This window comes from Pseudoduganella rivuli (genome assembly GCF_009674485.1).
Classification (GTDB): domain Bacteria; phylum Pseudomonadota; class Gammaproteobacteria; order Burkholderiales; family Burkholderiaceae_D; genus Rugamonas; species Rugamonas rivuli_B.
Window position 1 is genome coordinate 24,386 of record NZ_WKJJ01000001.1, and the last position, 22,664, is coordinate 47,049.

A 22,664-nucleotide genomic window follows, 5' to 3' on the forward strand; every position below is an offset into this window, starting at 1 on the left:
GGAAGTTTTCGATGAACACTGACATGAACATGGATATCGATGCCATCCACAAGGCGCTGGCCAACCCCGTGCGGCGCCAGATACTGGCCTGGCTGAAACAGCCGGAAGCGTATTTCGCCGATCAGGCCCACCCGCTGACGTTTGGCGTGTGCGCCAGCCTGATCGACCAGCGCACCGGCTTGTCGCAGTCGACTGTGTCGGCCCACCTCGCCACGTTGCAAAAGGCGGGGCTGGTGACGGTACAGCGGGTCGGGCAGTGGAATTTCTTCAAGCGCAACGACGAAGTGATCCAGGCGTTCATCGGGCATATGAATGACGGACTATGAAGTCACCTCAAGGAAACTCACCATGGCAAACCTGTTTGAACCCCTGAAAATCGGCGACCTGACCCTGAACAACCGCGTGATCATGGCGCCGCTGACCCGTTCGCGCGCCGTGGGCGGCGACCGCGTGCCCAATGCGCTGATGGCGGAATACTATGTGCAGCGCGCCTCGGCCGGCCTGATCCTGTCGGAAGCGACGGCCGTCACGCCACAAGGCGTCGGCTATGCCGATACGCCGGGCATCTGGTCCGACGAGCAAGTCGCAGGCTGGAAAGTCGTGACAGACGCCGTGCATGCGGCCGGCGGCAAGATTTTCCTGCAACTGTGGCACGTGGGCCGCATTTCCGACCCCAGTTTCCTGAATGGCGAAGCGCCTGTCGCACCGAGCGCGATCGCCGCCGCCGGCCACGTCAGCCTGCTGCGTCCGCAGCGTCCGTATCCCGTGCCGCGCGCGCTGGCGCTGGACGAAATTCCCGGTATCATCGCCGCTTACCGCAAGGGAGCGGAAAACGCCAAGCTGGCCGGATTCGACGGCGTGGAAATCCACGGCGCCAACGGCTACCTGCTGGACCAGTTCCTGCAAGACGGCACGAATAAACGCACGGATGCCTATGGCGGCCCGATTGAAAACCGCGCCCGTTTGCTGCTGGAAGTGACGGACGCCGCCATCGAAGTCTGGGGTGCGGGCCGCGTGGGCATGCACCTGGCGCCGCGCCGCGATTCGCACGACATGAGCGATTCCAACCCGGCGGCCACCTTCGGCTACGTGGCGCGCGAACTGGGCAAGCGCGGCATCGCGTTCATCTGCGCGCGCGAAGCGGTCGGCGACGACAGCCTGGGCCCGCTGATCAAGAAGGAATTCGGCGGCATTTATATTGCCAACGAAAAGATGGACAAGGATACCGCGGAGCGCATCATTGCCGCTGGTGAAGCGGATGCGGTGGCATGGGGCAAAGCCTTCATCGCCAACCCGGACTTGCCGCGCCGCTTGCGCGACAATGCGCCGCTGAATGCGGCGAAGCCGGAGACGTTCTATGGGGGGATGGCGGAGGGGTATATCGATTACCCTGCGTTGGGGTAAATCCGTAGGGCGGTTTCCGCGCAGCGGAAGCCGCCATGCTTGCGCCGCATTGACGCCGGTTACGCAGTTGGCGCCGCGATTTCAAAACACGTCGCGGGGTTGCTTTTAGCGCGGCACGGTGTAGTTCACGGGTACGAACGTATAGCCCTTGCCCTGCGCCCGCAGGTGCCCCACACCCGGGAATTGCAGGTGCGCCGCGCCGATCAGGTAGCCCTGCTTGGCCGCTTCCGCAAATGCGGCCTTGCGCTGCGCCAGCGCCGCCTTGGCGTCCGTGTCGTACTGGATCGTCACGGACGGATCGTCGAACTGCACGGCCTGCACGTGCATCAGGTCGCCGATCAGCACGAGTTTCTGGCCACGGCTTTCCACCACGTACGTCGTGTGGCCCGGCGTATGGCCATGGCTGCCGACCGCCTTGACACCAGGCACGAGGTCGGTGTCGCCTTCAAACGGCACCAGTTTGCCCGCATCGCTGTACGGGCCGATGGACACCATCGCGCCCTGGAAGAACCCCTTCATTTGCGGCGGCGCTTTTTCCATGTTGACCTTGCTGAGCCAGAAATCCGTGTCGTGCTTGTCGGCGCGCACCACGGCGTTCGGGAACACGGCTTTGCCATCTTTCACGAGTCCGCCGACGTGGTCGCCGTGCAAGTGCGTGATATAGACTTCGTCGACCTGTTCCGGCTGGTAGCCGGACGCTTTCAGGCTGGCCGCCAGGTTGCCCAGCGTCGGGCCGAACAGGTTAGCCGCGCCCGTGTCGATCAGCACCAGCTTGCTGCCGGTGTTGACCAGGAAACCGTTGACGGACGTTTCCAGCGGCGCTTTCAGGAAAGATTTTTCCAGCGCTTTCTGGGTTTTCGCGGCAGGCTGGTGCAAAATCTGATCAACCGGCAATTCCACCGTACCATCGTTGAGCACCGTTACTTCAAAGTCGCCCAGCATCATCCGGTAATAGCCCGGTCCCTGGGCTTTGACCATGGGCGCGGCGGCGGAAGCGGCGGTACAGGCAACTGCGGCGGCAATCGCGACGCAGGTCTTGGTCAGGCATTTCAACATCGTGTGTCCCTCAAATAATGTTATCTGAATCGCTAAGATAGCTTAGAAACAAGAAACATGCAGAAACACCACACCCGCGACACAGTTCTTGCCGTAGCTTGTCGGCAACGATAGAATCCCGGGCGCATTTTTTTGTTGGAGTACACCATGCAAGACGAAGTAAAACCAGCCGAGCTGCCCGGGGCCGGACAACGCCTGGCGCTGCGCGTGCTGAACTTGTTCGGCTGGCGCATGCTGTACCGTCCCCTGCCCGGCCCGCGCGGCATCTGCGTGATTTATCCGCACACGTCGAACTGGGATTTCATCATCGGCATTCTTGGCAAATGGGCATTGAATTTGCCGTTCCGCTGGCTGGCCAAGGATTCCCTGTTCAAGATTCCCGTGCTGGGCCGCTGGTTCGTCGCCATGGGTGGCGACCCGGTCGACCGCAGCGCCAAGACCGGCATGATCCAACGCCAGGCCGACCGCATGAACGCGGCGGACTGGTACTGGGTCGGCATCACGCCGGAAGGCACGCGCGGCTACCGCCCCCATTGGAAAAGCGGTTTTTATCACCTGGCGCTGGCGGCCAAAGTACCGCTGTGCCTGGTGTACCTCGATTACCCGAACAAGATCCTCGCCGTGCGCGACCACGTGTTCCTGACGGGCGACCAGGAAACCGACCTGGCCGCGATCCGCGCCGGCTTTGCCGGGCACGAGGGCTTGCATCCGGAAGATGCGGCGCCGATCGTGTTTGCCGACAAGAAGCCGAACTAAGCCAACTTAAGCCAGCATCAGCACGCCCGCGACCGCGATGCCGGCGCCGGCCATCCGCAGCATGCGCGCCGAGACCCACGCGCCCAGCCGCCGTCCAGCCACCAGCAACAACGCGCTGCCCGCCAGATAACCGGCCGCGCTGGCCAGCGGCAATTCCAGGCCGTGGGCATTACCGTGCAGGGCGGCAAACACGGCAAACGCCGCGAACGGCAACAATGGCGCCGCCGTCCCCGGCGCTGGCACCCACACCGTGGCGGCCGCCAGCAACAGACCGCAAGCCACCACCGTGGCGGCGATTCCCGTTTCCAGACCCGGCATGGCAAAACCCGCCATCCCCGCCGCCGCGCCCAGCAGCATTGCCGCCAGGAACACCGGCAACAAACGATGCCCCTGTGGCTGGCGCGCGCTCCACAGGCCGGCCGCCGCCATGGCCAGCAGGTGATCCCACCCGGTCATCGGATGCAGCAAACCCGCCGCCAGTGCGCCATCGTGCCAGCCCGGATGCGCCAGCGCGGGCGCGGCGCACGAAGCCAGCAGCATTGCCAGTACGGCGTGGTGTCGGTAACGGTTCGTCATGGCAATTCCTCCAGGTCCAGTAAGCCTTGCTTGCGGATAAAGTCAATCACAGCCGGCACGCCTTCGCCGCTGCGTAAATTCGTGAACAGGAATGGACGCTCTCCCCGCATGCGCTTGGCATCCTGCGCCATGATGTCGAGGTTGGCGCCGACGTACGGCGCCAGGTCCGTCTTGTTAATGATGAGCAGGTCCGAGCGCGTGATGCCGGGGCCGCCCTTGCGGGGAATCTTTTCGCCGCCCGCCACGTCGATCACGTAAATCGTCAAGTCCGACAATTCGGGACTGAAGGTGGCCGCCAGGTTGTCGCCGCCGGATTCCACCAGGATCAAGTCCAGGTCCGGAAAATCCGCCTGCATGCGGGCAATGGCTTCCAGGTTGATCGATGCATCTTCGCGGATGGCGGTATGGGGACAGCCGCCCGTTTCGACACCCATCAGGCGGTCGGCCGGCAGCGCGTTGGCGCGCAGCAGGATTTCCATGTCTTCCCGCGTATAGATATCGTTGGTAATGACGGCCATGTCGTAATGGTCGCGCATGCCCTTGCACAGCATTTCGCACAGCGCGGTCTTGCCGGAGCCGACCGGGCCGCCGATGCCGACCCGCAGGGGATTCGAAGTAGTCATAGTGTTTCCTTGTTTATGATCGGTACAGCCGGCTGTACTGGGTTTCATGACGCATCGACAGCAGCGACAGCGCGGGCGCCCAGTTGCCCATGTCGTCGTCGGCCACCTGTTGCGCATGGCGGGCGGCGGCGGCGATTTCGTCGCGCAGCGACAGCAGCATGCGCTGCCCCGCCACCTGCCCCAGCGGCACGGATTTCACGCACACCAGCACCTGGTTTTCCGCCCACGCAAACAGCATGGCCAGCAGCGCTTCCTGGGGTGGAATATCCAGCGCCGCCACGGCGCACGCATAGGCGACCGGCAACGTGGTTTCCGTCTCGGGCGGCAGCATGCCCGCCATGTCCGGATCGGCGATGCCCAGTTCCGCCACCAGCCGCGACAGCGAATAGCCCATCTGCAAACTCTCGGCGCGGAATTCCGCCGTGTCGCGCGACGCCAGGTAGCGTTCGCTCCACGCCGCCACCGCATCCGCATCGCGGCGCGAAAACGCGTGCATCAAACGCCAGCAGACGGGGGCATCCCATTGCGCCACCACGTCGTGCAACTGGCGCGTGATCCACGCACCGGCGCTGGCCGCATCGGTCACCAGTCCCGCCTCCAGCGCGCCTTCCAGGCCTTGCGAATAACTGTAGGCGCCGATCGGCAGCGCGGGGCTGGCGAATTGCAGCAGGTTTAACAGGGCGGCCGCTTGCATCAGCGCGGGTCCGACGGCCGGTGGATTTTCTGCCGCGCGGGGATCGGCGCCAGCGGATGCCCGTGGTCATGGCCATGATGGTGGCCGCCGCCATACGCGCCCGCCTCCGGTTCGAACGGGGCCTGCTCGTCTTCCACCGACGCGCCCAGTCCCAGCAGCATGTCCTTCAGCACGGTATCGGCGCGGATGCGTAAATATCCGTCGCCCAATTGCGCCTGTGTGTGGCGGTTGCCGAGATGGAAAGCGCAGCGCAGCAAGGCGTGCGCATCGGCGCACGTGACCTTGTACACCGGTTCGCTGGCCGCCACCACCTGCACCACGGTGGCGGGATCTTCGCCCGCCAGCAAGTCGCCGTCGCGCAAGACGGTGCCGCGCGCGGTATACACGGCCGCTTCCTGCCCGTTCGACAGCACGGCGCGCAAGCGGGACTTTTCCCGCAATTCATAAGGCAACACCAGTTGCGCGTACACGTGCGCAGCATCACGCACCTTGGTATGCAACGTCAGCATCGAAGTCTCCCAATATTCTTAGAACAGAAAATAACGCTGCGCCATCGGCAGCACGGCCACCGGATCGCACGTCAGCAAACGGCCGTCGGCCCGTACTTCATAGGTTTCCGGATCGACTTCCATCACCGGCGTCAATCCGTTGTGCACCATGTCGCGCTTGCGCAGGGTGCGCATGTTTTTCACCGCCATCACGGGCTTGTTCAGTTTGAGCCGCTCGCCGATACCGGCATCGAACGCCGCCTGCGACACGAAGGTGACGGATTTTTTCAGGCCGCCGCCAAACGCGCCGAACATGGGGCGGTAATGCACCGGCTGCGGCGTGGGAATCGACGCATTCGGATCGCCCATTTGCGCGGCCGCGATCATGCCGCCTTTCAGGATCATCGACGGCTTCACGCCAAAGAACGCGGGCTTCCACAGCACGATATCGGCCAGCTTGCCCGGTTCCAGCGAACCGACGACATGCGAGACGCCGTGCGTGATGGCGGGGTTGATGGTGTACTTGGCGATATAGCGTTTCACACGGAAGTTGTCGTTGCGGCTGGAATCCTCCGCCAACGGGCCCCGCTGCACTTTCATCTTGTGCGCCGTCTGCCACGTGCGCAGCACCACTTCGCCGACCCGGCCCATGGCCTGGGAATCGGACGACATCATGGAAATCGCGCCGATGTCGTGCAGGATGTCTTCGGCCGCGATGGTTTCGCGGCGGATGCGCGATTCCGCGAACGCCACGTCTTCCGCGATGGCGGCATCGAGGTGGTGGCACACCATCAGCATGTCAAGGTGTTCGTCCAGCGTGTTGACGGTGTACGGGCGGGTGGGGTTGGTCGACGATGGCAGCACGTTGCCCTGCCCCACGGCCGCGATGATGTCCGGCGCATGGCCGCCCCCCGCCCCTTCCGTGTGGAAGGTGTGGATGGTGCGGTCCTTGAATGCGGCCAGCGTATGTTCGAGGAAGCCGCCCTCGTTCAGCGTATCGCTGTGGATCGCCACCTGCACGTCGTGGCGGTCCGCCACGGACAGGCAATTGTCGATGGCGGCCGGCGTCGAGCCCCAGTCTTCGTGCAGCTTCAGGCCGATCACGCCGGCCGCGATCTGTTCTTCCAGCGGCAGCGGCAAACTCACGTTACCTTTACCCAGGAAGCCCAGGTTCATGGGGAAAGCGTCGGCCGCCGACAGCATGGCGTGGATGTGCCACGGCCCCGGCGTGCACGTGGTGGCGGCCGTACCCACGGCCGGTCCCGTGCCGCCGCCGATCATCGTGGTGACGCCGCTCATCAAGGCTTCATCGATCTGTTGCGGGCAAATGAAGTGGATGTGCGAATCGATACCGCCGGCCGTCACGATCATGCCTTCACCGGCAATGATTTCCGTGGCGGCGCCGATCACGATGGTAACGCCGGGCTGGATATCGGGGTTGCCGGCTTTGCCGATGGCGGCAATCAAGCCATCTTTCAAACCGATGTCGGCCTTGACGATGCCCCAGTGGTCGATGATGACGGCATTGGTGATGACGGTATCCATCACTTGCGCATGCGGGCGCTGCGACTGGCCCATGCCGTCGCGGATTACCTTGCCGCCGCCAAACTTCACTTCTTCGCCATAGATCGCGTAGTCCTGTTCGATTTCAATGAACAGTTCCGTATCGGCCAGGCGGATGCGGTCGCCCACTGTCGGGCCATACATTTCAGCATAGGCTGCGCGGGAAATTGTCGCCATGGTTATCCTTTGGGCGGGGTATCGGAGAGTTTTCCGTTGACGGCCCCATTGAAGCCATACACTTCGCGCCCGCCGCCCAGTTTCACCAGTTCCACCGTGCGCTGCTGGCCCGGTTCGAAGCGCACGGCGGTGCCGGCCGCGATATTGAGCCGCATGCCATAGGCTTTCCACCGCTCGAACGACAGCGCGGGATTGACTTCAAAAAAATGAAAATGGGACCCGACCTGCACGGGGCGGTCGCCACGGTTGGCGACGGTGACGACGGCGGTTTCGCGGCCTTTGTTGAGGCCGATTTCGCCTTCTTCCAGTATGGTTTCACCAGGGATCATGGTGTCCTCCTTCAAGGTATCGGGTGGTGCACGGTCACCAGCTTGCTGCCATCGGGGAACGTGGCTTCAACCTGGATATCCGGAATCATTTCGGGCACGCCGTCCATCACGTCGGCGCGGCCCAGGATGCGCGTGCCTTCGTCCATCAGCTCGGCCACGCTCTTGCCGTCGCGCGCCCCTTCCATGATGGCGGCCGTGATCAGCGCCACCGCTTCCGGGTGGTTGAGCTTCAGGCCCCGGGCGCGGCGCCGTTCCGCCAGCAGCGCGGCGGTAAATATCAGTAACTTGTCTTTTTCGCGTGGGGTCAGGTCCATCGGGTCTCCTTGTGTCTCCTTGTGTCTGCTTGTAAGTGCCGTCACGTGCGCCAGCTGCGTGGCGTCAGCGCCGGGCGTCCCAGCAGTTCGGGCCGCACGATACGCATGGCGGCCAGCATCAGTTCGCGCGCCGCTTCGCTGTCGTGGCCCAGGTGGCGCACCACCAGCACGTGCTTGCCGGCCATCGTCGCGCCCCAGCGGTTATCGCCGGGGCCTTCGCTGCCCAGTGCGCGCAGCGCCTGCAACAGGCCGTTGGCTGGCAGTTGGCCCACTGCCAGCAAAGTGGCGCAGACGGTCTGTCCCGCCAGTCCCAGCGGACTGGCGATCGATTGCGGCGTCAGCACGCCCTGCTCCCACCACAGCAATTTGCCGGCGCGGCGGATGCGCGTGCGCTGGCGGATGCGGCCACGGTTGAATGACTCGCCCGACGCGCGCCGCCCCATGCACAGGATTTCGCAGCCCAGGTAAGATGCGCCCTCGGCCAGTTCCACACTGTGCTCCAGTTCGACATCGGCGTCGTCATAAAAAATGCTTTCCTGCGGCAGCCATTCGATCGTGGCGTCCGGGCCTGCCGACAATTGCACGTGCTGGCCCGACGTCTTGCCATTGGCGCGGTACCACTTGCCGGCGCCCGGCGTGGTCAGCACCGCGTGCGCGCCAGCGCCGGCCTGCACATCAAGCGCCAGCCGGTCGCCGCCGACCACGCCGCCCGGCGGGTGGATCACGATCGTGTGGCAGATTTCCGGCCCTTCCGGATACAGCGGCTTTTGCACGCGCAGCGGACCGTGGTGGCGGCGGCCCGTCAGGCGCGTGGCGGCGCCGTCGCGGCCAAAGGCCAGCGACAATTGCGCCAGCCAGCCGTTACCGCTACCAGCGGAATGGCTTGCTGCATGTGGCATCTGATCGCGATTGTCCGGCATATGTTTCCTGGTCTCCTGTGCATGATTACCGCAAAAACTATGCCAGCTGATAACTGCAATTCTCTCGGCGCGATGCACCAAAATGGCTCAGTCTACGAGTGCATGCACCACGGCGGCGCACGCCAATTTTGATGCCGCATGGAAACGGGACGCGGGCCGTACTCACCGGCGCGTATAGTGGGACAGCATGACTGCTTACCTCTGGTTCATGCTGATCGGCTGCCTGATGCTGGCACGCGGACTGGCAGCCACCACGCTGGCGCGGCTGCCCGTGACATCAGCCATCGTTTATCTCGGCGTCGGCCTCGTGCTGGGTCCCGCCGTACTGGGCGTGTTTACCGTCAATCCACTGGCGCAAGCGCCTCTGCTGGAAACCATGGCGGAACTGGCGGTCCTGATTTCCCTGTTTTCCGCCGGCGTGAAAATGCCGGTGCCGTTCACATGGCAACGCTGGCAGGCGTCGATCCGGCTGGCGTTCCTGTCGATGGCGATCTCCGTCGCACTGGTCGCCCTGTTCGCGTGGAGCGTGCTGGAATTGCCGCCCGGCGCGGCCATCCTGCTGGGGGCGATCCTGGCCCCGACCGACCCGGTGCTGGCCACCGACGTGCAAGTACGCCATGCGGGCGACCGCGACAAGCTGCGCTTTGCACTGACGTGCGAAGCAGGCATGAACGATGGCAGCGCCTTTCCCCTCGTGATGCTGGGCCTGGGTTTGCTGGGTTTGCATGACCTGGGTGACTTCGGCTGGCGCTGGGCAGTGGTAGACGTGCTGTATGCCACGTGCGCGGCAATTGCCATCGGCGTGGCGGGCGGGACGCTGCTGGCGCGCGCCGGCTGGGCGCTGCGCGGCCGCGATCCGCGCCATGAAGTGCTGGACGATTTCGTCGGACTGGGATTGATTGCCGTCGTGTACGGCGTCAGCGTGTGGCTGCATGCGTGGGGATTTTTGGCCGTGTTCTTTGCCGGCGTCGCGCTGCGGCAAGCGGAATTGACGTTGGCCGGCATGCCGCGCGACCGCCACGGTTTATTGAAGTCGGCGCCGCCGTCCACCGCGCGGGCCGATAACGCCGAGGCCGGCGGCGACGCGGCGGCCCCGGCCGACGCGCCGCTCACCGTCAGCGGCGAGTCGCTGATTTTCAAGGAACACCTCGAGCGCTTGTCGGAACTGACGCTGGTGCTGTTGCTGGGCGCCGCGATTTCACTGTACACGTGGGACTGGCGCACGTGGAGTACGGCCTTGTTCCTGTTTGTGGTGGCGCGGCCGCTGAGCGTGTATCTCGGACTGGCGGGCGCGGGCGTGCGCGGAAGGGTCAAGGGGATTGCCGCATGGTTCGGCGTGCGGGGCATCGGTTCCGTGTATTACCTGATGTTTGCCATCAACCACGGCGTGCCTGCCGTGCTCGCCAGCACGCTGATGGACATCACGCTGGTCACCATCATGCTGTCCATCCTTGTGCACGGCACCAGCGTCAAACCATTGTTCGACAGGTTCTGGCCGGACCGCTGAATCTCCCCGTGCGTGGTGCACCGCACGGTCACTGCCGTCGAAACGCGCACACTTAAGCCTCGCAATAGGGAGGTAATCATGGCACACGACAACGTACTGGAATCCGAGCCGGAAGCCAACGAGCGCATCAACGTGCTGGTGGAATCCGAGTTGGCTTACTGGACCCGCGAACTGGGCGTCCCGCGCGAACGCCTGGCGCAAGCGATCCAGGCAGTCGGGGCGCGGGTGGCCGATATCCGCGCCTACTTCGCGGCGCCGGGAAGCTGAGCCTCAGTGCTGACCGGCAGAGACTGCAAGCTTTAGCCCCAATCCACCCAAGATGCCGCCAGCCAGACGGTCCACCCATTTTTTGTAGGAAAGGTAGGCGCCTCTTGGTCCGTTGGAGGATAAAACTGTCGCAACAATGGCGTACCAGCCAGCGTCGATAACGAATGCTAACGAAACAACCGTAAAATTGTATTGTATGCTGGGCGTAGCGGGCAGGAACGCCGCGAAGACACTCGCATACACTATTGCGGTTTTTGGGTTACTCATTTGCGTGACAAGGCCAAGCAACAAGTAACTTTGACCGCGGCTCGTCAAACGGTCCGACGTGGCGTTAATCGAGACGTCAAGCGGCTGCGTTGCTCCTTGCCAGATACGAAACCCCAGGTATGCAAGATAGAGGCCGCCGATAAGCTTTAATGCAAGATAAAGCGCAGGTACGGCGACGAATGCGGCATTCAAGCCAAGCAGCGATAAAACCGCAAAAATCAATGTGCCGAGGCCCATGCCGAGAGCGGCATGCAAGCCGTTTGAGCGGCCCGCTGATGCGGCGGTCTTTGCCACCATCAGAAAACTCGGGCCAGGGCTTACTGCGCCGATGCAAAGGGCTACCGCGATACTGAGCAGGGATGTGACTTCGATCATGTGATTTCTCCCGTGTTGTTACAGGGGCTTGCAGGTGGATGAAAGCAACAATTCAGCATCAACAGGTCTAACGCATGTAGCGCAGGGCCACCGATGAATTTCTCAGAGTCGCTTTTGCATGAACACGCTCAATGGATGTTCAGGGTAGTCGCCGAACGCGCCGCAGGTCTGAAAACCATGCTTCGTGTAAAACGCCAGCGCCGCAAGTTGATATGGTCCGGTTTCGAGCCTTATCAACCGACACCCCCGCTTTACCGATTCGACTTCGAGTTGCGCCAACACCTGCGCCGCCGCCCCCTGCGCGCGACTGGCCGGGCGCACAAACATGCGTTTCAATTCCCCGGACTCACCATCCAGTACGACAGCGCCACATGCAACAGCGGCTCCGTCATCGGCACGTCCAACGACAAACAGCACGTTTTCCCTTTCCAGCGTAGTCAGATCGAGCGCGTATCGGGCCTCCGCTGGATATAAGGTGTCCTGATAGGCATCAAGCTCGGCAATGAGCGAAATAATTTCCGGTTGGTTTGGTGATTCCAGTTGAAATTGCATTCCTGATCCTTCTGCCTCTGATAGTGGTCGTCAATGGCGTTCATGTTAGGCAAGCGTGGCTACCCGACTTCATTTCGCTTGACTGGTTTGATGGGGAAAGTCGTCAGCGCAACGATATAGTGCGCAGGTGATTGCTCGGGATTGAAATAGACAATGGCTTGATCCAGTTGCATGGCAAGACAATCACCGGCGGTCAGGCGCCAATGCTGGCTCCCAACGCTTATTTCCATGATGCCATCGATCATCCAAATCTGTTGATTCAGGTCCGCGTCGCGCGTGATCGCATCGTAGACGACGCGTTGACCGGGCGGAAAAGTGACTTCCACGAGTTGAATCGGCGATGGAGCAGCGGGCGAGAGTTTGCGCCGCTGGTAACCCGACGCAGGATCGGTCCACACGAGTTGCTCTGCCTGGCGAGACACTGGCGACGGCGCGGTGGCTGGGGAATTGCTGTCTTCAAACAGCGCGGAAAGCGTGACGCCAAGGGCTGCTGCGAGTTTGTCGAGAACGGTGGCCGATGCACTGCTCTGTCCACGCTCGATAAGTGAAATGTTGGATCGGCTCACCCCGCTACGTGTTGCCAGGGAATCCAACGAAAGTCCCAGCGCATCGCGAAGCTCACGTACGCGGCGGGAAATGATTGTATTGATATCCATGCAATCATTATACTGGAAATTTCAATCCAGTATACTGCCGACCATCTTTCCCTACAGATTTTGCATGCTCCCAACGCTTTATTTAAATACCAAACTCAGCAGCAGCCTTCGCAGCCCAGATCGCCTGGTCGCGGTTGGGATAAGGTTCGTCGTAGCAATCGACTTCGCCATTCTCGCCGATGAAACACGTCCACCACCCCGCGTCGTCATGACGGATGGCGATGCAGTTGGGCACGCAGTGCTCCAGCATGGCTTCGTCCTCGGCAAGAGTGACGATGGGAACACCGCGGTGGATGATTTTGCTCGGCATAATGTTTGGGATGACGGTTTGCGGAGGTGCCCGGCCAGTCTAGCCGCAGGCGGCGCCATGCAGCGCCACCTATCCGGCCGGACACACTGTGAGAACGATTACTCGTCCTTCGGATAAGGGCTCTTGCCCCCGTCCGCGATAAACGCATCGATACGCGCCTGCAGCACAGGCAGCGGCACGGAACCCAGGTTCAGGACCGTGTCGTGGAAGTTGCGGATATCGAATTTCGCGCCCAGCGCTTTTTCCGCGCGCTGGCGCGCTTCGAAGATCGCCATTTCACCGAGGTAGTAGGACAGCGCCTGCCCCGGCCACGAAATGTAGCGGTCGACTTCCGTTTCCACTTCGTGGTTCGACAGCGCCGTGTTGTCGCGCAGGTAGGCTTGTGCCTGTTCGCGGGTCCAGCCTTTCGCATGCACGCCGGTGTCGACCACCAGGCGCGACGCGCGCCAGGCCTGGTAGCTCAGCATGCCAAAGATTTCATACGGGGTTTCATACATGCCCATTTCCACGCCCAGGCGTTCCGTGTACAGCGCCCAGCCTTCGCCAAACGCCGAGATATATGCCTTGCGGAATTCCGGGCGGCCTTTCAGTTCCAGCGCAATCGGCATCTGGAACGCGTGGCCCGGCGCGGATTCGTGCAGGGTCAGCGCCGGCATGCTGTACAGCGCGCGCGATGGCAGGTTGTAGGTGTTCACCAGGTACACGCCCGGACCGCCGCGGCCCGACGTGTAAAACGGCGCCTGTTCCGGCGGCACGGGAATGATGGCAAAGCGCTTGCGCGGCAGGTAGCCGAAGTAGTCGGCCACCTTGCCGTCAAAGCGCTTGGAAATATACGCGGCGCGCATCAGCAGTTCTTCCGGCGTCTTCGCATAGAACTGCGGGTCGGTGCGCAGGAAGTGCAGGAAGGCCGGCAAGTCGCCGTCGAACTTCACCTGCTTCATGACGTCCAGCATTTCCGCGCGAATCTTCGCCATTTCCTTCAGGCCGATCTCGTGGATCTGGTCGGCGGACAACGACGTCGTCGTGTATTCCGTGATCTTCGACTGGTAATACGCCTTGCCGTCCGGCAGGCTGGTGGCGGCCAGCGCTTCCGTCGCGCCCGGAATGTATTCATCGCGCATGAACGCCAGCAAGGCCGCGTGCGCGGGCACCACGGCTTCGCGGATGGCCTTCAGCGCCGCTTCGCGCAATTTCGCCTGCTCATCGGCGGGGATCGACGCCGGCATGTCGCGGAACGGTTTATAAAACACCAGCTTGGTCGCATCTTTTTCATCCACCACGGACTTCAGCGACCCTTCACGGCCCAGCAGCGTGACTTTCGGCGGCGTGAAGCCCCGCTTCAGGCCCGCCCGCATGTTCGCCATCTCTTCGCGGAAGTAGCGGGGCACGTCATTCAACTGCGCCACGTAGTTGCGGTATTCCGGCAAGGTACGGAAGGTCTTGCGCGCCTCGCCCGCCATGTTGGACCAGAACGATGAATCCGCATTGAGCGGTTTTTCATATTCGCGGAAACGCTGGTTGTCGATCAGCGCGCCGATCTGCGCGCGGTACACCAGGTAATTGATACGCTCGTCGTTCGACAGCCGGGCCGGCGCCACGCCGTCCAGCTTTTTCATCACGCCCTGCCAGTAGGCCAGGCGCGCCTGCTGCGTGGCCGCATCGACCTTCGGCAGCATGGCGCTGATGGCGTTGTCATCGTCTTCGTCGTCTTCCAGCTTTTGCTGCTGGCGCCACTTCCATTCCTGCGTATAGATCGCCTTGAACTTCGCATCTGCCGCGCGGGTGGCGGCGGAAACCGCCGGGGCCACCGCAGCATGGGCGTGGGCGGTAGTGGCGGCGGTGGCGGATACGGCGGCACAGGTTGCCGCGCACAGCAGTGCTGCCGCGATAGCGGCGCTGGTTTTCTTCATGGGGGTGTCCTATTCCTGGTCAAGGTCTAACGAGCGCGGGTGGCGCAGCAGCGAAGTGAAGTCGGCCGCGGTCAGCGGACGGCTGTACAAATAGCCTTGCATCGCATCGCAGCCGTGCGATGCAAGGAAACGGGCTTGCTCGGGCGTTTCCACGCCTTCCGCGACCACCCGCATGTTCAGGTTATGGGCCAGTGAAATCACCGACAGGGCAATCGCGGCATCGCTGGCCGCGTGGGCCACGTCATCGACAAACGATTTATCGATTTTCAGCACATCGATGGGGAAGCGCTTCAGGTAGGCCAGCGACGAATAGCCGGTACCGAAATCGTCCAGCGAAATACCGACGCCGATGGCTTTCAAACGGCGCAGCGCGCCGACGGATTTGTCCGGGTCGCCCATCACGCAGCCTTCCGTGATTTCAATCCCCAGGCAGGATGGCGGCACGCCGTGGCGGGCCAGGGTTTCTTCCACCAGCGGCACCGTGTCCGCGTGGCCGAACTGGCTGCCCGACAGGTTCACCGCGACGCGCACGTCGCCCAGCCCCTGGTCTTGCCACGCGCGGATTTGTTGGCACACGGTATCGAGCACCCACACGCCGATCGAATTGATCAAGCCATACTCTTCCGCCACGGGGATGAATTGCCCCGGCGGCACCTGGCCCAGCACCACGTTATGCCACCGCAGCAGCGCTTCCGCCCCCGTCATGCGCCCCGTGCGCAGGCACACCTGCGGCTGGTAATGGACGGAAAATTCGCCGCGCGCCACCGCGCCCCGCAACTGGCTTTGCAGCGCCAGCCGGCGGCGGACGTCCGCATCCATGCCTTCCGTGTAGAAGGCATAGCCATCGCGCCCCAGGTCCTTGGCGCGGAACAGCGCCATTTCCGCGTGCTGCACCAGTTCATCGAGCGTGGCGCCGTCCGCCGGCGCCGTGGCGATGCCGATACTGGTGGTCAGCGCCACCGCGTGGCCCTCGACCGGGAAATCGCGCCGCAAGCCGTTAAGAATGGTTTCCGCCATCGCGGTCGTCACGCTGCATTGCAGGTCGTCCGCCACCATGACGAGGAATTCGTCGCCGCCGTGGCGCGACACCATGTCGCCTTCGCGCACGCAGCTGCGCAGGAAGCGCGCCACCGTCTTCAGCGCTTCATCGCCGATGGCCGCGCCATACGAATCGTTGATGCTCTTGAAGCGGTCCAGGTCCAGGCACAGCACGGCAACGCACTGGTCAGGACCGCAAGCGGCCAGCAATTCGTCGAAGCGGCTGCGCGCCTGCGTGCGGTTCGGCAGTCCCGTCAACGCATCGTGGTACGACAGGAAATCGATCAGGTGCTGTTCCGCTTTCCGCTCCGTCATGTCGATGAAGGCGACAATGAAGTTTTCAATGGCGCCATCGGCCGACTGCACGGTGGAGACGCTGAGCAGTCCCGTGTACATGCCGCCGCCCTTGCGGTGCGCCGTCATTTCGCCGGACCAGTGGCCGCTGGCGTTGATGGCTTGCACCATGCTGCCATACGCGTTGCCGCCCTGCGCCGTGCGCAGCATGGTGACGGGCTGGCCCATCGCCTCGTCGGCCGTGTAGCCGGTAATACGGGTAAAGGCGGGATTGACGGCCACCATGTTGCCGGCGGCGTCGGTGATCACGATGGCGTCGCGCGTGGCGGCAAACACCTGGCCGGCCAGGCGCAGCGCATCTTCGTTGGCGCGGCGGAGCCCCACTTCCGCCTCCAGCGACATGGCCACGGCGGCCAGTTCCGCCGTGCGCTGCATCACCCGTTCTTCCAGGTGGGCGCGTTCGGCCGCCAGCGCCTGCTGGGCGCGCCGCAAGCGCACCTGGGCATCCGTGCGGGCCAGGATTTCCTCGGCCTGGAACGGCTTGGCGATGAAATCCACGCCGCCCAGCGCAAAGCCGCGCAATTTATCGTCCGTATCGTGCTGGGCCGACAGGAAGATCACGGGCACGTCGAGCAAGCCGGGCATGGCCTTCAGGCGGCGGCATACTTCGTAGCCATCCATGCCGGGCATGCGCACATCGAGCAAAATCAGTTCCGGGGGACGTGACTGGGCGGTCCACAGCGCCAGCTCGCCATTCGGCGCCTGCCGCACGTAATAACCGGCGCCCGTAAGCAAGTCGCTCAACAGCTTCAGCGACGCCGCCGTGTCTTCGACGATCAGCACTTCGCCCCTGGACGCCTGCCCCGCCGATGGCCCGGCGGTGTGCCCGATTACTTGATCCTGCCGCATTGCTCCCTTTCGCCGCGCCCGTCCAGTAAAAACCCTGCAACGCTACCACAGATTCGACGATGCCCCAAGCGCTGGCGCGCTCATCGGCAACCGCATGTCGAACCAGACGCCCGGCCGCTCGCCGCCACTGTGCACTTCGATGGTGCCACCCAGCACATTGGCGATCAGGTTATGCACCACATGCAGTCCCAGCCCGCCCGTGCCCTCGCCCATGCGGGTGGTATAAAACGGTTCGAACACGCGGACCATATGGTCGGGCGGAATGCCGACGCCGTTATCGGAAAACTCCAGGCACGCGGCAGTCCCGTCGGCCCACACCTTGACCTGGATGGCCCCGCCCGTGCCGGGCGCGAACGCATGCACCAGCGTATTGCGCGTCAGTTGCGTGATGATCTGGCACAGCGCGCCCGGGTAGCTGTCCATCGTCACACCGGGCGCCGCATCGATGTCCAGCGCCACGCCCGCGTCGCGCAGCGAGGGTCCCAGTGTTTTCGCCATGCCGTCGACCAGCGTGGCCAGATCGAATTCCCGGCGCTGCGAGCTGGTCTGGTCCACCGCCACCTGTTTAAAACATTCAATCAGGTCAGCCGCCCGGTGCAGGCTGCGCAGCATCAGGCCCGTGGCCTTGGTGGTGTCGGCGCCGAAGCGCTCCAGGTCCGAGCGCCGCAAGCCCTGGCCGATATTGGCGAAGAATTCCCGGGCCCGGTCATCCAGCGCGCTGGCCGCCAGCACGGAATTGCCGATCGGCGTATTCAATTCATGGGCAATGCCGGCCACCAGCGCGCCCAGCGCCGCCAGCCGTTCCGAGCGCATGATTTCCTGCCGGGCCGATTTCAATTCGTCCAGCGCGCGCGATAATTCCGTATTGCTGGTTTCCAGCGCCGCCTTGGTGCGGGCCAGGCGGATGTGGGCGCGGGTACGGGCCAGCACTTCTTCCGACTGGTACGGCTTGGCGATGAAGTCCACCGCGCCCGCCTGGAATCCCCGCACCTTGTCGTCCGTGTCATATTGCGCCGACAGGAAAATCACGGGCGTATCGTGCAATTGCGGGTCCGCTTTCAGCCGGCGGCACACTTCATAGCCATCGATGCCCGGCATGCGGATATCGAGCAGGATCAGTTCCGGCGGCCGCGCATGGGCGCTCCACAGGGCCAGCTCGCCATCGGGCGCCTGTCGCACCATGTAGCCCGCATTGCCCAGCAATTCGCTCAGCAGTTTGAGCGAGGCGGGCGTGTCTTCCACCACCAGGATTTCACCTTCGGTCGCGCCTTGATTCATCAGGCTTGCTCCTGCATGTCGATGCCCTGTTCACCCAGCAAGGAGCACAGTTGCGGATAGGCGTGCTGCTGCAGCATGGCTTCGATGCCGGCCACCACGTCATCCAGTTCTTCCGGCAGCGGCGCCAGCAAATCGCGCACGTGCTGCAAATTCAATTGCAGCACGGCTTCGCGCAGCGCCTGCCGGACGGAGGGCTGCAGGCGGGCCAATTGCTGCGCCGACAGGCCGGCCGCCGGTCCGGGCTGCGGCATCGCGCTGTCGGCCGGCGCGGCCGAGGGCAAAACCAGCTGGCCGGAATGTACGCCTTCGGCCGTGACGGAAAAACGGAACGTGGCGCCCTGTCCCGGCGCCGACTGCACGGCCAGGGTGCCCCCCATCAATTGCACGAATTCGCGTGAAATCGCCAGCCCCAGTCCCGTTCCCTCGACCGCGCCGCCGTGGCCCGCCTGGACAAAGGGTTCAAAGATACGCTGCTGGTCGGCCGGCGCGATGCCGGGGCCCGTGTCGCTGACGGCAAACGACAGCAGCCACCCGCCCGCATCGTCGCGCGCGGCGCGCGCTTCCAGCCTGACGCTGCCTGCCCGCGTGAACTTCACGGCGTTCGACATCAGGTTCAGCAACACCTGGCGCAGCTTGGTGCCGTCGACCCGCACCCGCGGCGGCAATCCAACGCTGTCGAGGATCAGTTTCAGGCCCGCCTGCGACGCCCGCACGCTGACCATGTCCGCCACGTCCTGCACCATTTCCGGCAACAGCAAGACATCGGCCTGCAATTGCGCGCGGCCCGCTTCGATGCGGGACAGTTCCAGGATATCGTTGATCAGCACCAGCAAATGCTGGCCGGAGCCATGGATGATGGACAGGTTGCGGCGATCTTCCGGCAGCGTATGGGGGGCGTCGGCCAGCAGCCGCGAAAAGCCGATCACCGAATGCAGCGGCGTGCGCAATTCGTGGCTCATGTTGGCCAAAAACACACTCTTGGCCTGGTTGGCCGCTTGCGCCTGCGCCACCGCGACGGACAGCGCCCGGGTGCGCTCGCCCACCAGTTCTTCCAGGTGATGGCGGTGCCGCTCCAGCTCCTGCTGCGCCAGTTTATGGGCCGTGATGTCGTAATTGACGCCCACCATGCGCAGCGGGCGGCCGTCCGGCGCGCGCAGCACCAGCGAATCGGTCTGGATGTGGCGCACCGAGCCGTCCGGCCACACGATGCGGAACTGGTGCGCGGTTTCGATGCTGCTGCCGTCGAGCACGCGGCGCAATTGCGCTTCGCTGTCGGCCACGTCTTCCGGATGCAGCATGTCGCGCCACAGCTGCACCGGCGAGTCCACTTCATCGCGCCGCGCGCCATACAGGCGGTACATCTGGTCGTCCCAGTCGGCCACGCCGCTTTCCACGTTCCAGTCCCAGATCCCGATACCGGCCGCGCGGGTGGCGATTTGCAGCCGCTGCTCGCTGGCGTGCATGGCTTCATAGCGGTGCTGTAACAGCCCCACCATTTGCCGGATCGCCCCGTATAAGCCCTTCAATTCGCCGAAATACCACGCGCGCGGCATGGTGGCGTCGGCATTGAGCCCCGCTTGCACCAGCACCGCGTAGCGGCCGATGGCGCGCACAGGTTTCAGCATCACGTGCCACAGCAGCAGGTACAGCCCGCCCACCAGCGCCACGTCCAGGCCCACGATCATGCCGGCGATGGCGACGCTGCGCTGGCGCAGTTCCGCCAGCAGCGGCGCGGGCGACGCGTACAGCGTGATGGCGCCGATACTTTGCCCTTCCACCATCATGTCACGCTTTTCCACCAGCAAATCCGGGTCTTGCGGCGCCACCAGGCTGGACACCAGTTGACCCGCTTCGTTGCGCTGCAGGATATAGGGGTGATGGGCGCCTGCCGGGGCCACCATGCTGGCGTGCAGCCCCCGGTTGCTCAAGCCGCTTTTCATGATGGTGATAATTTGCGCTTCGTCGAAGTTCCAAACAGGCAACGCCACGGCGGCAGCCAGTTCGTCGGCGCTGGTGGCCAGGCCGTGGCGCAACTGGTCCCAGCGCTGTTCTTTTTCACTGAGGTAGAAATAGCAGGCAAAGGCGGCCAGCACGGCCGTCACCACGGCGGTCAGCGCCACGCTGACCAGCAATGCAATCGACACTTCGCCGCGCGCGCGTGCGCGGCGCACGGCTGCCACGCCGGATGCCTGCTGTGTCGCTGTTGCCATTTTTCATGCCGTATTGGTCAGCCCGTAACAAATGATAAGTTCAACCGCCAGGCAAGTCCAACCTTTCCACCCCGGCCCAATCCTTTGTCGCACTCACGCCACCTCGGATTCCCGCACTGCGCGCGCCAGCAGCAGCGGCTCGGCACGGCTGTCCCTGACAACCCGCAGCGATGGCGCTCCGGGAGGCGTTTCCGCATGTTGCGCCAGGCGGAACACGCTGACGGCCTGTTCCAGCTCCCGCGCCTGGTCTTGCAGCGCTTCCGCGGCAGCCGATGCCTGTTCCACCAGCGCCGCGTTTTGCTGGGTCACGGTGTCCATTTCCGCCACGGCCTGGTTGATCTGGTCCAGGCCCCGGCTCTGTTCTTCACTGGCCGTGAGGATTTCCGACATGATGCGGGTGACCCGTTCCACGCTGCCCACCACCTCGCCCATGGTGGCGCCCGCTTCGTTGACGAGGCGGCTGCCTTCGCCCACCTGGGCCACGGAATCGCCGATCAAGGTCTTGATTTCCCGCGCGGCGGCAGCCGAACGCTGCGCCAGGTTGCGCACTTCCGACGCCACCACGGCAAAACCCCGGCCCTGTTCGCCGGCGCGGGCCGCTTCCACAGCCGCGTTCAGCGCCAGGATATTGGTCTGGAACGCAATGCCGTCGATGACGCCGATGATGTCGGCAATCTTGCCGGACGACGCATTGATGGCGCCCATCGTGGCCACCACTTGCGCCACCACCTGCCCGCCCCGCACCGCCACGGCCGAGGCTTCGTGCGCCAGCCGGTCCGCCTGGCGGGCGTTGGCGGTATTGTTTTGTACCGCGCCATTCAACTGTTCCATCGAACTGGCGGTCTGCTGCAGGCTCGATGCCTGGCTCTCCGTGCGAGCCGATAAATCGCTGTTGCCGGTCGCGATTTCACCCGACGCCATGGCAATGGTTTCCGTACCCGAGCGCACCTGCGTCACGATGCCCGCCAGACTACGGCTCATGCGCTCCAGCGCCCGCGTCAACTGGCCCATTTCATCGTTGGCGCGCACGTCGATGCGCTGCGACAAATCGCCCTCGGCCACGGCTTCCGCCACGCCGATGGCTTCCTTCAACGGCTGCAGGATGGCGCGCAGCAGCCACCAGCCCATGACCACGCCCACCACCAGGCCCACGAGTACGGAAGCAATGGAAATCAGGCGGAACACGGCGTAATGCGCCTGCGACGCGTCATATTCCTGGCGTCCCACATCCAGTTGCAATTGCACCAGTTTTTCCACCGAGGCCAGCGCCTGCGCCATCGACGGATCCAGCACCGCGTGCACCAGCGCCGCGGCTTTCTCCTTGTCGCCGGCCGCCAGCGCATCCACCATGGGCTGCATCGCCTTTTGTCGCATGGAAATTATGTGCGCACCAAAGGTATCCGCCAGCTGTTTTTCTTCCGGGGTCAGGTAAGTCTGCATGTATCCGTCCCACGTGCGGTCGACCTCAGTACGGCGGGCCAGTACGTCGGCCAGCAATTGCTGCACGGCGGGACCAGGGTCCATGTCCACGGCGTTGCCCAGGTCCAGCTGGTTGCGCTGCAGGGCGCCGCTAATCTTGTGCAGCATGCCCATCGCCACCAGGCGGTCGTCATACACGGTTTGCAGCGAGGCGTTTGTCTGCGACAGGCTGTTCATGCCGGCCAGCCCGATTGCGGTCAACAGCAGCGACAGGAACGCCATGGCGGCGATCAGCCGCGCTTTGATGGTCAGGTTTTTCATGTGCTTTTCCTAATGGTGAACGGCTTGATCCAACGCGCGCAGCAAGTCCCTGGAATCGAACGGCTTGCGCAGGTAAGCCAGGCAGCCAAGACGCTGGGCCGCGGCTTCATAGCGGTCTTCGGCCTGGCTGGTCACGAACACGATCGGCGGGGCATCACCGGCCCCCACCAGCATTTGCTGCAATTCGATGCCGGACAGGCCGCCCAGGTCGATATCGAGGACCAGGCAGGCCACATCCATTTTTTCAGTGCGCTGCAGGTACAGTTCGGCCGATGCATACAATTGCGTCATGTAACCGGAGGCCCGTAACAGCCGCCCCAGCGCCTTCAGCATGGCTTGATCGTTTTCCACGACTGCGACGACGGTTTTTGCTGTATCCATGACACCATCCGGACAGGCGCGCGGCGCCGATGGGATGACTGTAGAGAGGATCAGGACACTTGTAACGTGT

At 63.6% G+C, this 22,664-nt stretch carries 24 protein-coding genes; 5 read left to right on the forward strand and 19 right to left on the reverse strand.

Annotated elements, in window-relative coordinates; genetic code table 11:
* Positions 1-29: 29 nt before the first annotated feature.
* Together GJ700_RS00135 and GJ700_RS00140 are read left to right on the forward strand one after the other, a co-directional pair.
* Positions 30-326, forward strand: coding sequence for an ArsR/SmtB family transcription factor (locus GJ700_RS00135; protein WP_308700639.1), 297 nt, complete (start codon positions 30-32; stop codon positions 324-326).
* A 22-nt stretch (positions 327-348) separates the two neighbouring features.
* The gene (locus tag GJ700_RS00140; protein ID WP_154370638.1) at positions 349-1,404 is read left to right on the forward strand and encodes an alkene reductase; all 1,056 of its coding nucleotides are present in this window, start codon (positions 349-351) and stop codon (positions 1,402-1,404) included.
* A gap of 105 nt (positions 1,405-1,509) precedes the next feature.
* On the opposite strand, the gene GJ700_RS00145 is transcribed toward GJ700_RS00140, so the two are convergent.
* Positions 1,510-2,460 (reverse strand): MBL fold metallo-hydrolase, encoded by a 951-nt coding sequence (locus GJ700_RS00145; RefSeq protein ID WP_154370639.1) that lies wholly within the window; start codon positions 2,458-2,460, stop codon positions 1,510-1,512.
* A gap of 147 nt (positions 2,461-2,607) precedes the next feature.
* On the opposite strand from GJ700_RS00145, the gene GJ700_RS00150 reads away from it, so the two are divergent.
* Positions 2,608-3,216, forward strand: a complete 609-nt coding sequence (locus GJ700_RS00150) for a 1-acyl-sn-glycerol-3-phosphate acyltransferase (protein ID WP_154370640.1) — start codon at positions 2,608-2,610, stop codon at positions 3,214-3,216.
* A gap of 6 nt (positions 3,217-3,222) precedes the next feature.
* Here GJ700_RS00150 and GJ700_RS00155 read toward each other — a convergent pair whose 3' ends face one another.
* Genes GJ700_RS00155 through GJ700_RS00190 form a run of 8 tightly spaced genes read right to left on the reverse strand, consistent with a single transcriptional unit; the run spans position 3,223 to position 8,879 of the window.
* Positions 3,223-3,792 (reverse strand): HupE/UreJ family protein, encoded by a 570-nt coding sequence (locus tag GJ700_RS00155; RefSeq protein WP_154370641.1) that lies wholly within the window; start codon positions 3,790-3,792, stop codon positions 3,223-3,225.
* Positions 3,789-4,415 carry an urease accessory protein UreG gene (gene ureG, locus GJ700_RS00160; protein ID WP_154370642.1) on the reverse strand — a complete coding sequence of 209 codons (627 nt, stop codon included), beginning with the start codon at positions 4,413-4,415 and terminating at the stop codon, positions 3,789-3,791. The genes GJ700_RS00155 and ureG overlap by 4 nt, the downstream gene beginning before the upstream one ends.
* Positions 4,416-4,428: 13 nt before the next feature.
* On the reverse strand, positions 4,429-5,109 hold the full coding sequence (locus GJ700_RS00165; RefSeq protein WP_154370643.1) for an urease accessory protein UreF: 681 nt from the start codon (positions 5,107-5,109) through the stop codon (positions 4,429-4,431).
* Entirely contained in the window at positions 5,109-5,618 is a 510-nt protein-coding gene (gene ureE / locus GJ700_RS00170; RefSeq protein ID WP_154370644.1) for an urease accessory protein UreE, read from the reverse strand. Before ureE ends, GJ700_RS00165 begins: the two co-directional genes overlap by 1 nt.
* An 18-nt stretch (positions 5,619-5,636) precedes the next feature.
* The gene (gene ureC / locus GJ700_RS00175) at positions 5,637-7,337 is read right to left on the reverse strand and encodes an urease subunit alpha (protein WP_154370645.1); all 1,701 of its coding nucleotides are present in this window, start codon (positions 7,335-7,337) and stop codon (positions 5,637-5,639) included.
* Between the two features lie 2 nt (positions 7,338-7,339).
* On the reverse strand, positions 7,340-7,666 hold the full coding sequence (locus GJ700_RS00180; RefSeq protein ID WP_154370646.1) for an urease subunit beta: 327 nt from the start codon (positions 7,664-7,666) through the stop codon (positions 7,340-7,342).
* An 11-nt stretch (positions 7,667-7,677) separates the two neighbouring features.
* Complete coding sequence (locus GJ700_RS00185; protein ID WP_154370647.1) at positions 7,678-7,980, reverse strand: urease subunit gamma; 303 nt, start codon at positions 7,978-7,980, stop codon at positions 7,678-7,680.
* A 41-nt stretch (positions 7,981-8,021) separates the two neighbouring features.
* Positions 8,022-8,879 carry an urease accessory protein UreD gene (locus GJ700_RS00190; protein WP_195763725.1) on the reverse strand — a complete coding sequence of 286 codons (858 nt, stop codon included), beginning with the start codon at positions 8,877-8,879 and terminating at the stop codon, positions 8,022-8,024.
* A 208-nt stretch (positions 8,880-9,087) separates the two neighbouring features.
* On the opposite strand from GJ700_RS00190, the gene GJ700_RS00195 reads away from it, so the two are divergent.
* Together GJ700_RS00195 and GJ700_RS00200 are read left to right on the forward strand one after the other, a co-directional pair.
* Entirely contained in the window at positions 9,088-10,407 is a 1,320-nt protein-coding gene (locus GJ700_RS00195) for a cation:proton antiporter (RefSeq protein WP_154370649.1), read from the forward strand.
* Between the two features lie 78 nt (positions 10,408-10,485).
* Complete coding sequence (locus GJ700_RS00200) at positions 10,486-10,674, forward strand: DUF3606 domain-containing protein (RefSeq protein ID WP_154370650.1); 189 nt, start codon at positions 10,486-10,488, stop codon at positions 10,672-10,674.
* Between the two features lie 3 nt (positions 10,675-10,677).
* Here the strand turns inward: GJ700_RS00200 and GJ700_RS00205 are convergent, their stop codons facing one another.
* The 10 genes from GJ700_RS00205 to GJ700_RS00250 all read right to left on the reverse strand — a co-directional run bounded on the left by GJ700_RS00205 (position 10,678) and on the right by GJ700_RS00250 (position 22,594).
* Positions 10,678-11,316 carry a LysE family translocator gene (locus GJ700_RS00205; RefSeq protein ID WP_154370651.1) on the reverse strand — a complete coding sequence of 213 codons (639 nt, stop codon included), beginning with the start codon at positions 11,314-11,316 and terminating at the stop codon, positions 10,678-10,680.
* A 102-nt stretch (positions 11,317-11,418) separates the two neighbouring features.
* The gene (locus GJ700_RS00210; protein WP_154370652.1) at positions 11,419-11,868 is read right to left on the reverse strand and encodes a GNAT family N-acetyltransferase; all 450 of its coding nucleotides are present in this window, start codon (positions 11,866-11,868) and stop codon (positions 11,419-11,421) included.
* A gap of 59 nt (positions 11,869-11,927) precedes the next feature.
* Positions 11,928-12,524: a helix-turn-helix domain-containing protein gene (locus GJ700_RS00215; RefSeq protein WP_154370653.1), complete on the reverse strand. Its 597-nt coding sequence runs from the start codon at positions 12,522-12,524 to the stop codon at positions 11,928-11,930.
* Between the two features lie 82 nt (positions 12,525-12,606).
* Entirely contained in the window at positions 12,607-12,834 is a 228-nt protein-coding gene (locus GJ700_RS00220) for a hypothetical protein (protein ID WP_154370654.1), read from the reverse strand.
* A gap of 98 nt (positions 12,835-12,932) precedes the next feature.
* Positions 12,933-14,744, reverse strand: coding sequence for a DUF885 domain-containing protein (locus GJ700_RS00225; protein WP_154370655.1), 1,812 nt, complete (start codon positions 14,742-14,744; stop codon positions 12,933-12,935).
* 9 nt (positions 14,745-14,753) lie between these two features.
* Positions 14,754-16,985 carry a two-component system response regulator gene (locus GJ700_RS00230; protein WP_154370656.1) on the reverse strand — a complete coding sequence of 744 codons (2,232 nt, stop codon included), beginning with the start codon at positions 16,983-16,985 and terminating at the stop codon, positions 14,754-14,756.
* Positions 16,986-17,027: 42 nt separating this feature from the next.
* A complete protein-coding gene (locus GJ700_RS00235) occupies positions 17,028-18,263 on the reverse strand; it encodes a hybrid sensor histidine kinase/response regulator (protein WP_154370657.1) in 1,236 nt (411 codons plus the stop codon).
* Complete coding sequence (locus GJ700_RS00240; RefSeq protein WP_154370658.1) at positions 18,263-20,473, reverse strand: PAS domain-containing sensor histidine kinase; 2,211 nt, start codon at positions 20,471-20,473, stop codon at positions 18,263-18,265. Before GJ700_RS00240 ends, GJ700_RS00235 begins: the two co-directional genes overlap by 1 nt.
* Positions 20,474-20,566: 93 nt before the next feature.
* Positions 20,567-22,213, reverse strand: coding sequence for a methyl-accepting chemotaxis protein (locus GJ700_RS35995; RefSeq protein ID WP_154370659.1), 1,647 nt, complete (start codon positions 22,211-22,213; stop codon positions 20,567-20,569).
* Positions 22,214-22,222: 9 nt separating this feature from the next.
* Positions 22,223-22,594 carry a response regulator transcription factor gene (locus GJ700_RS00250; protein ID WP_154370660.1) on the reverse strand — a complete coding sequence of 124 codons (372 nt, stop codon included), beginning with the start codon at positions 22,592-22,594 and terminating at the stop codon, positions 22,223-22,225.
* Positions 22,595-22,664: the final 70 nt, after the last annotated feature.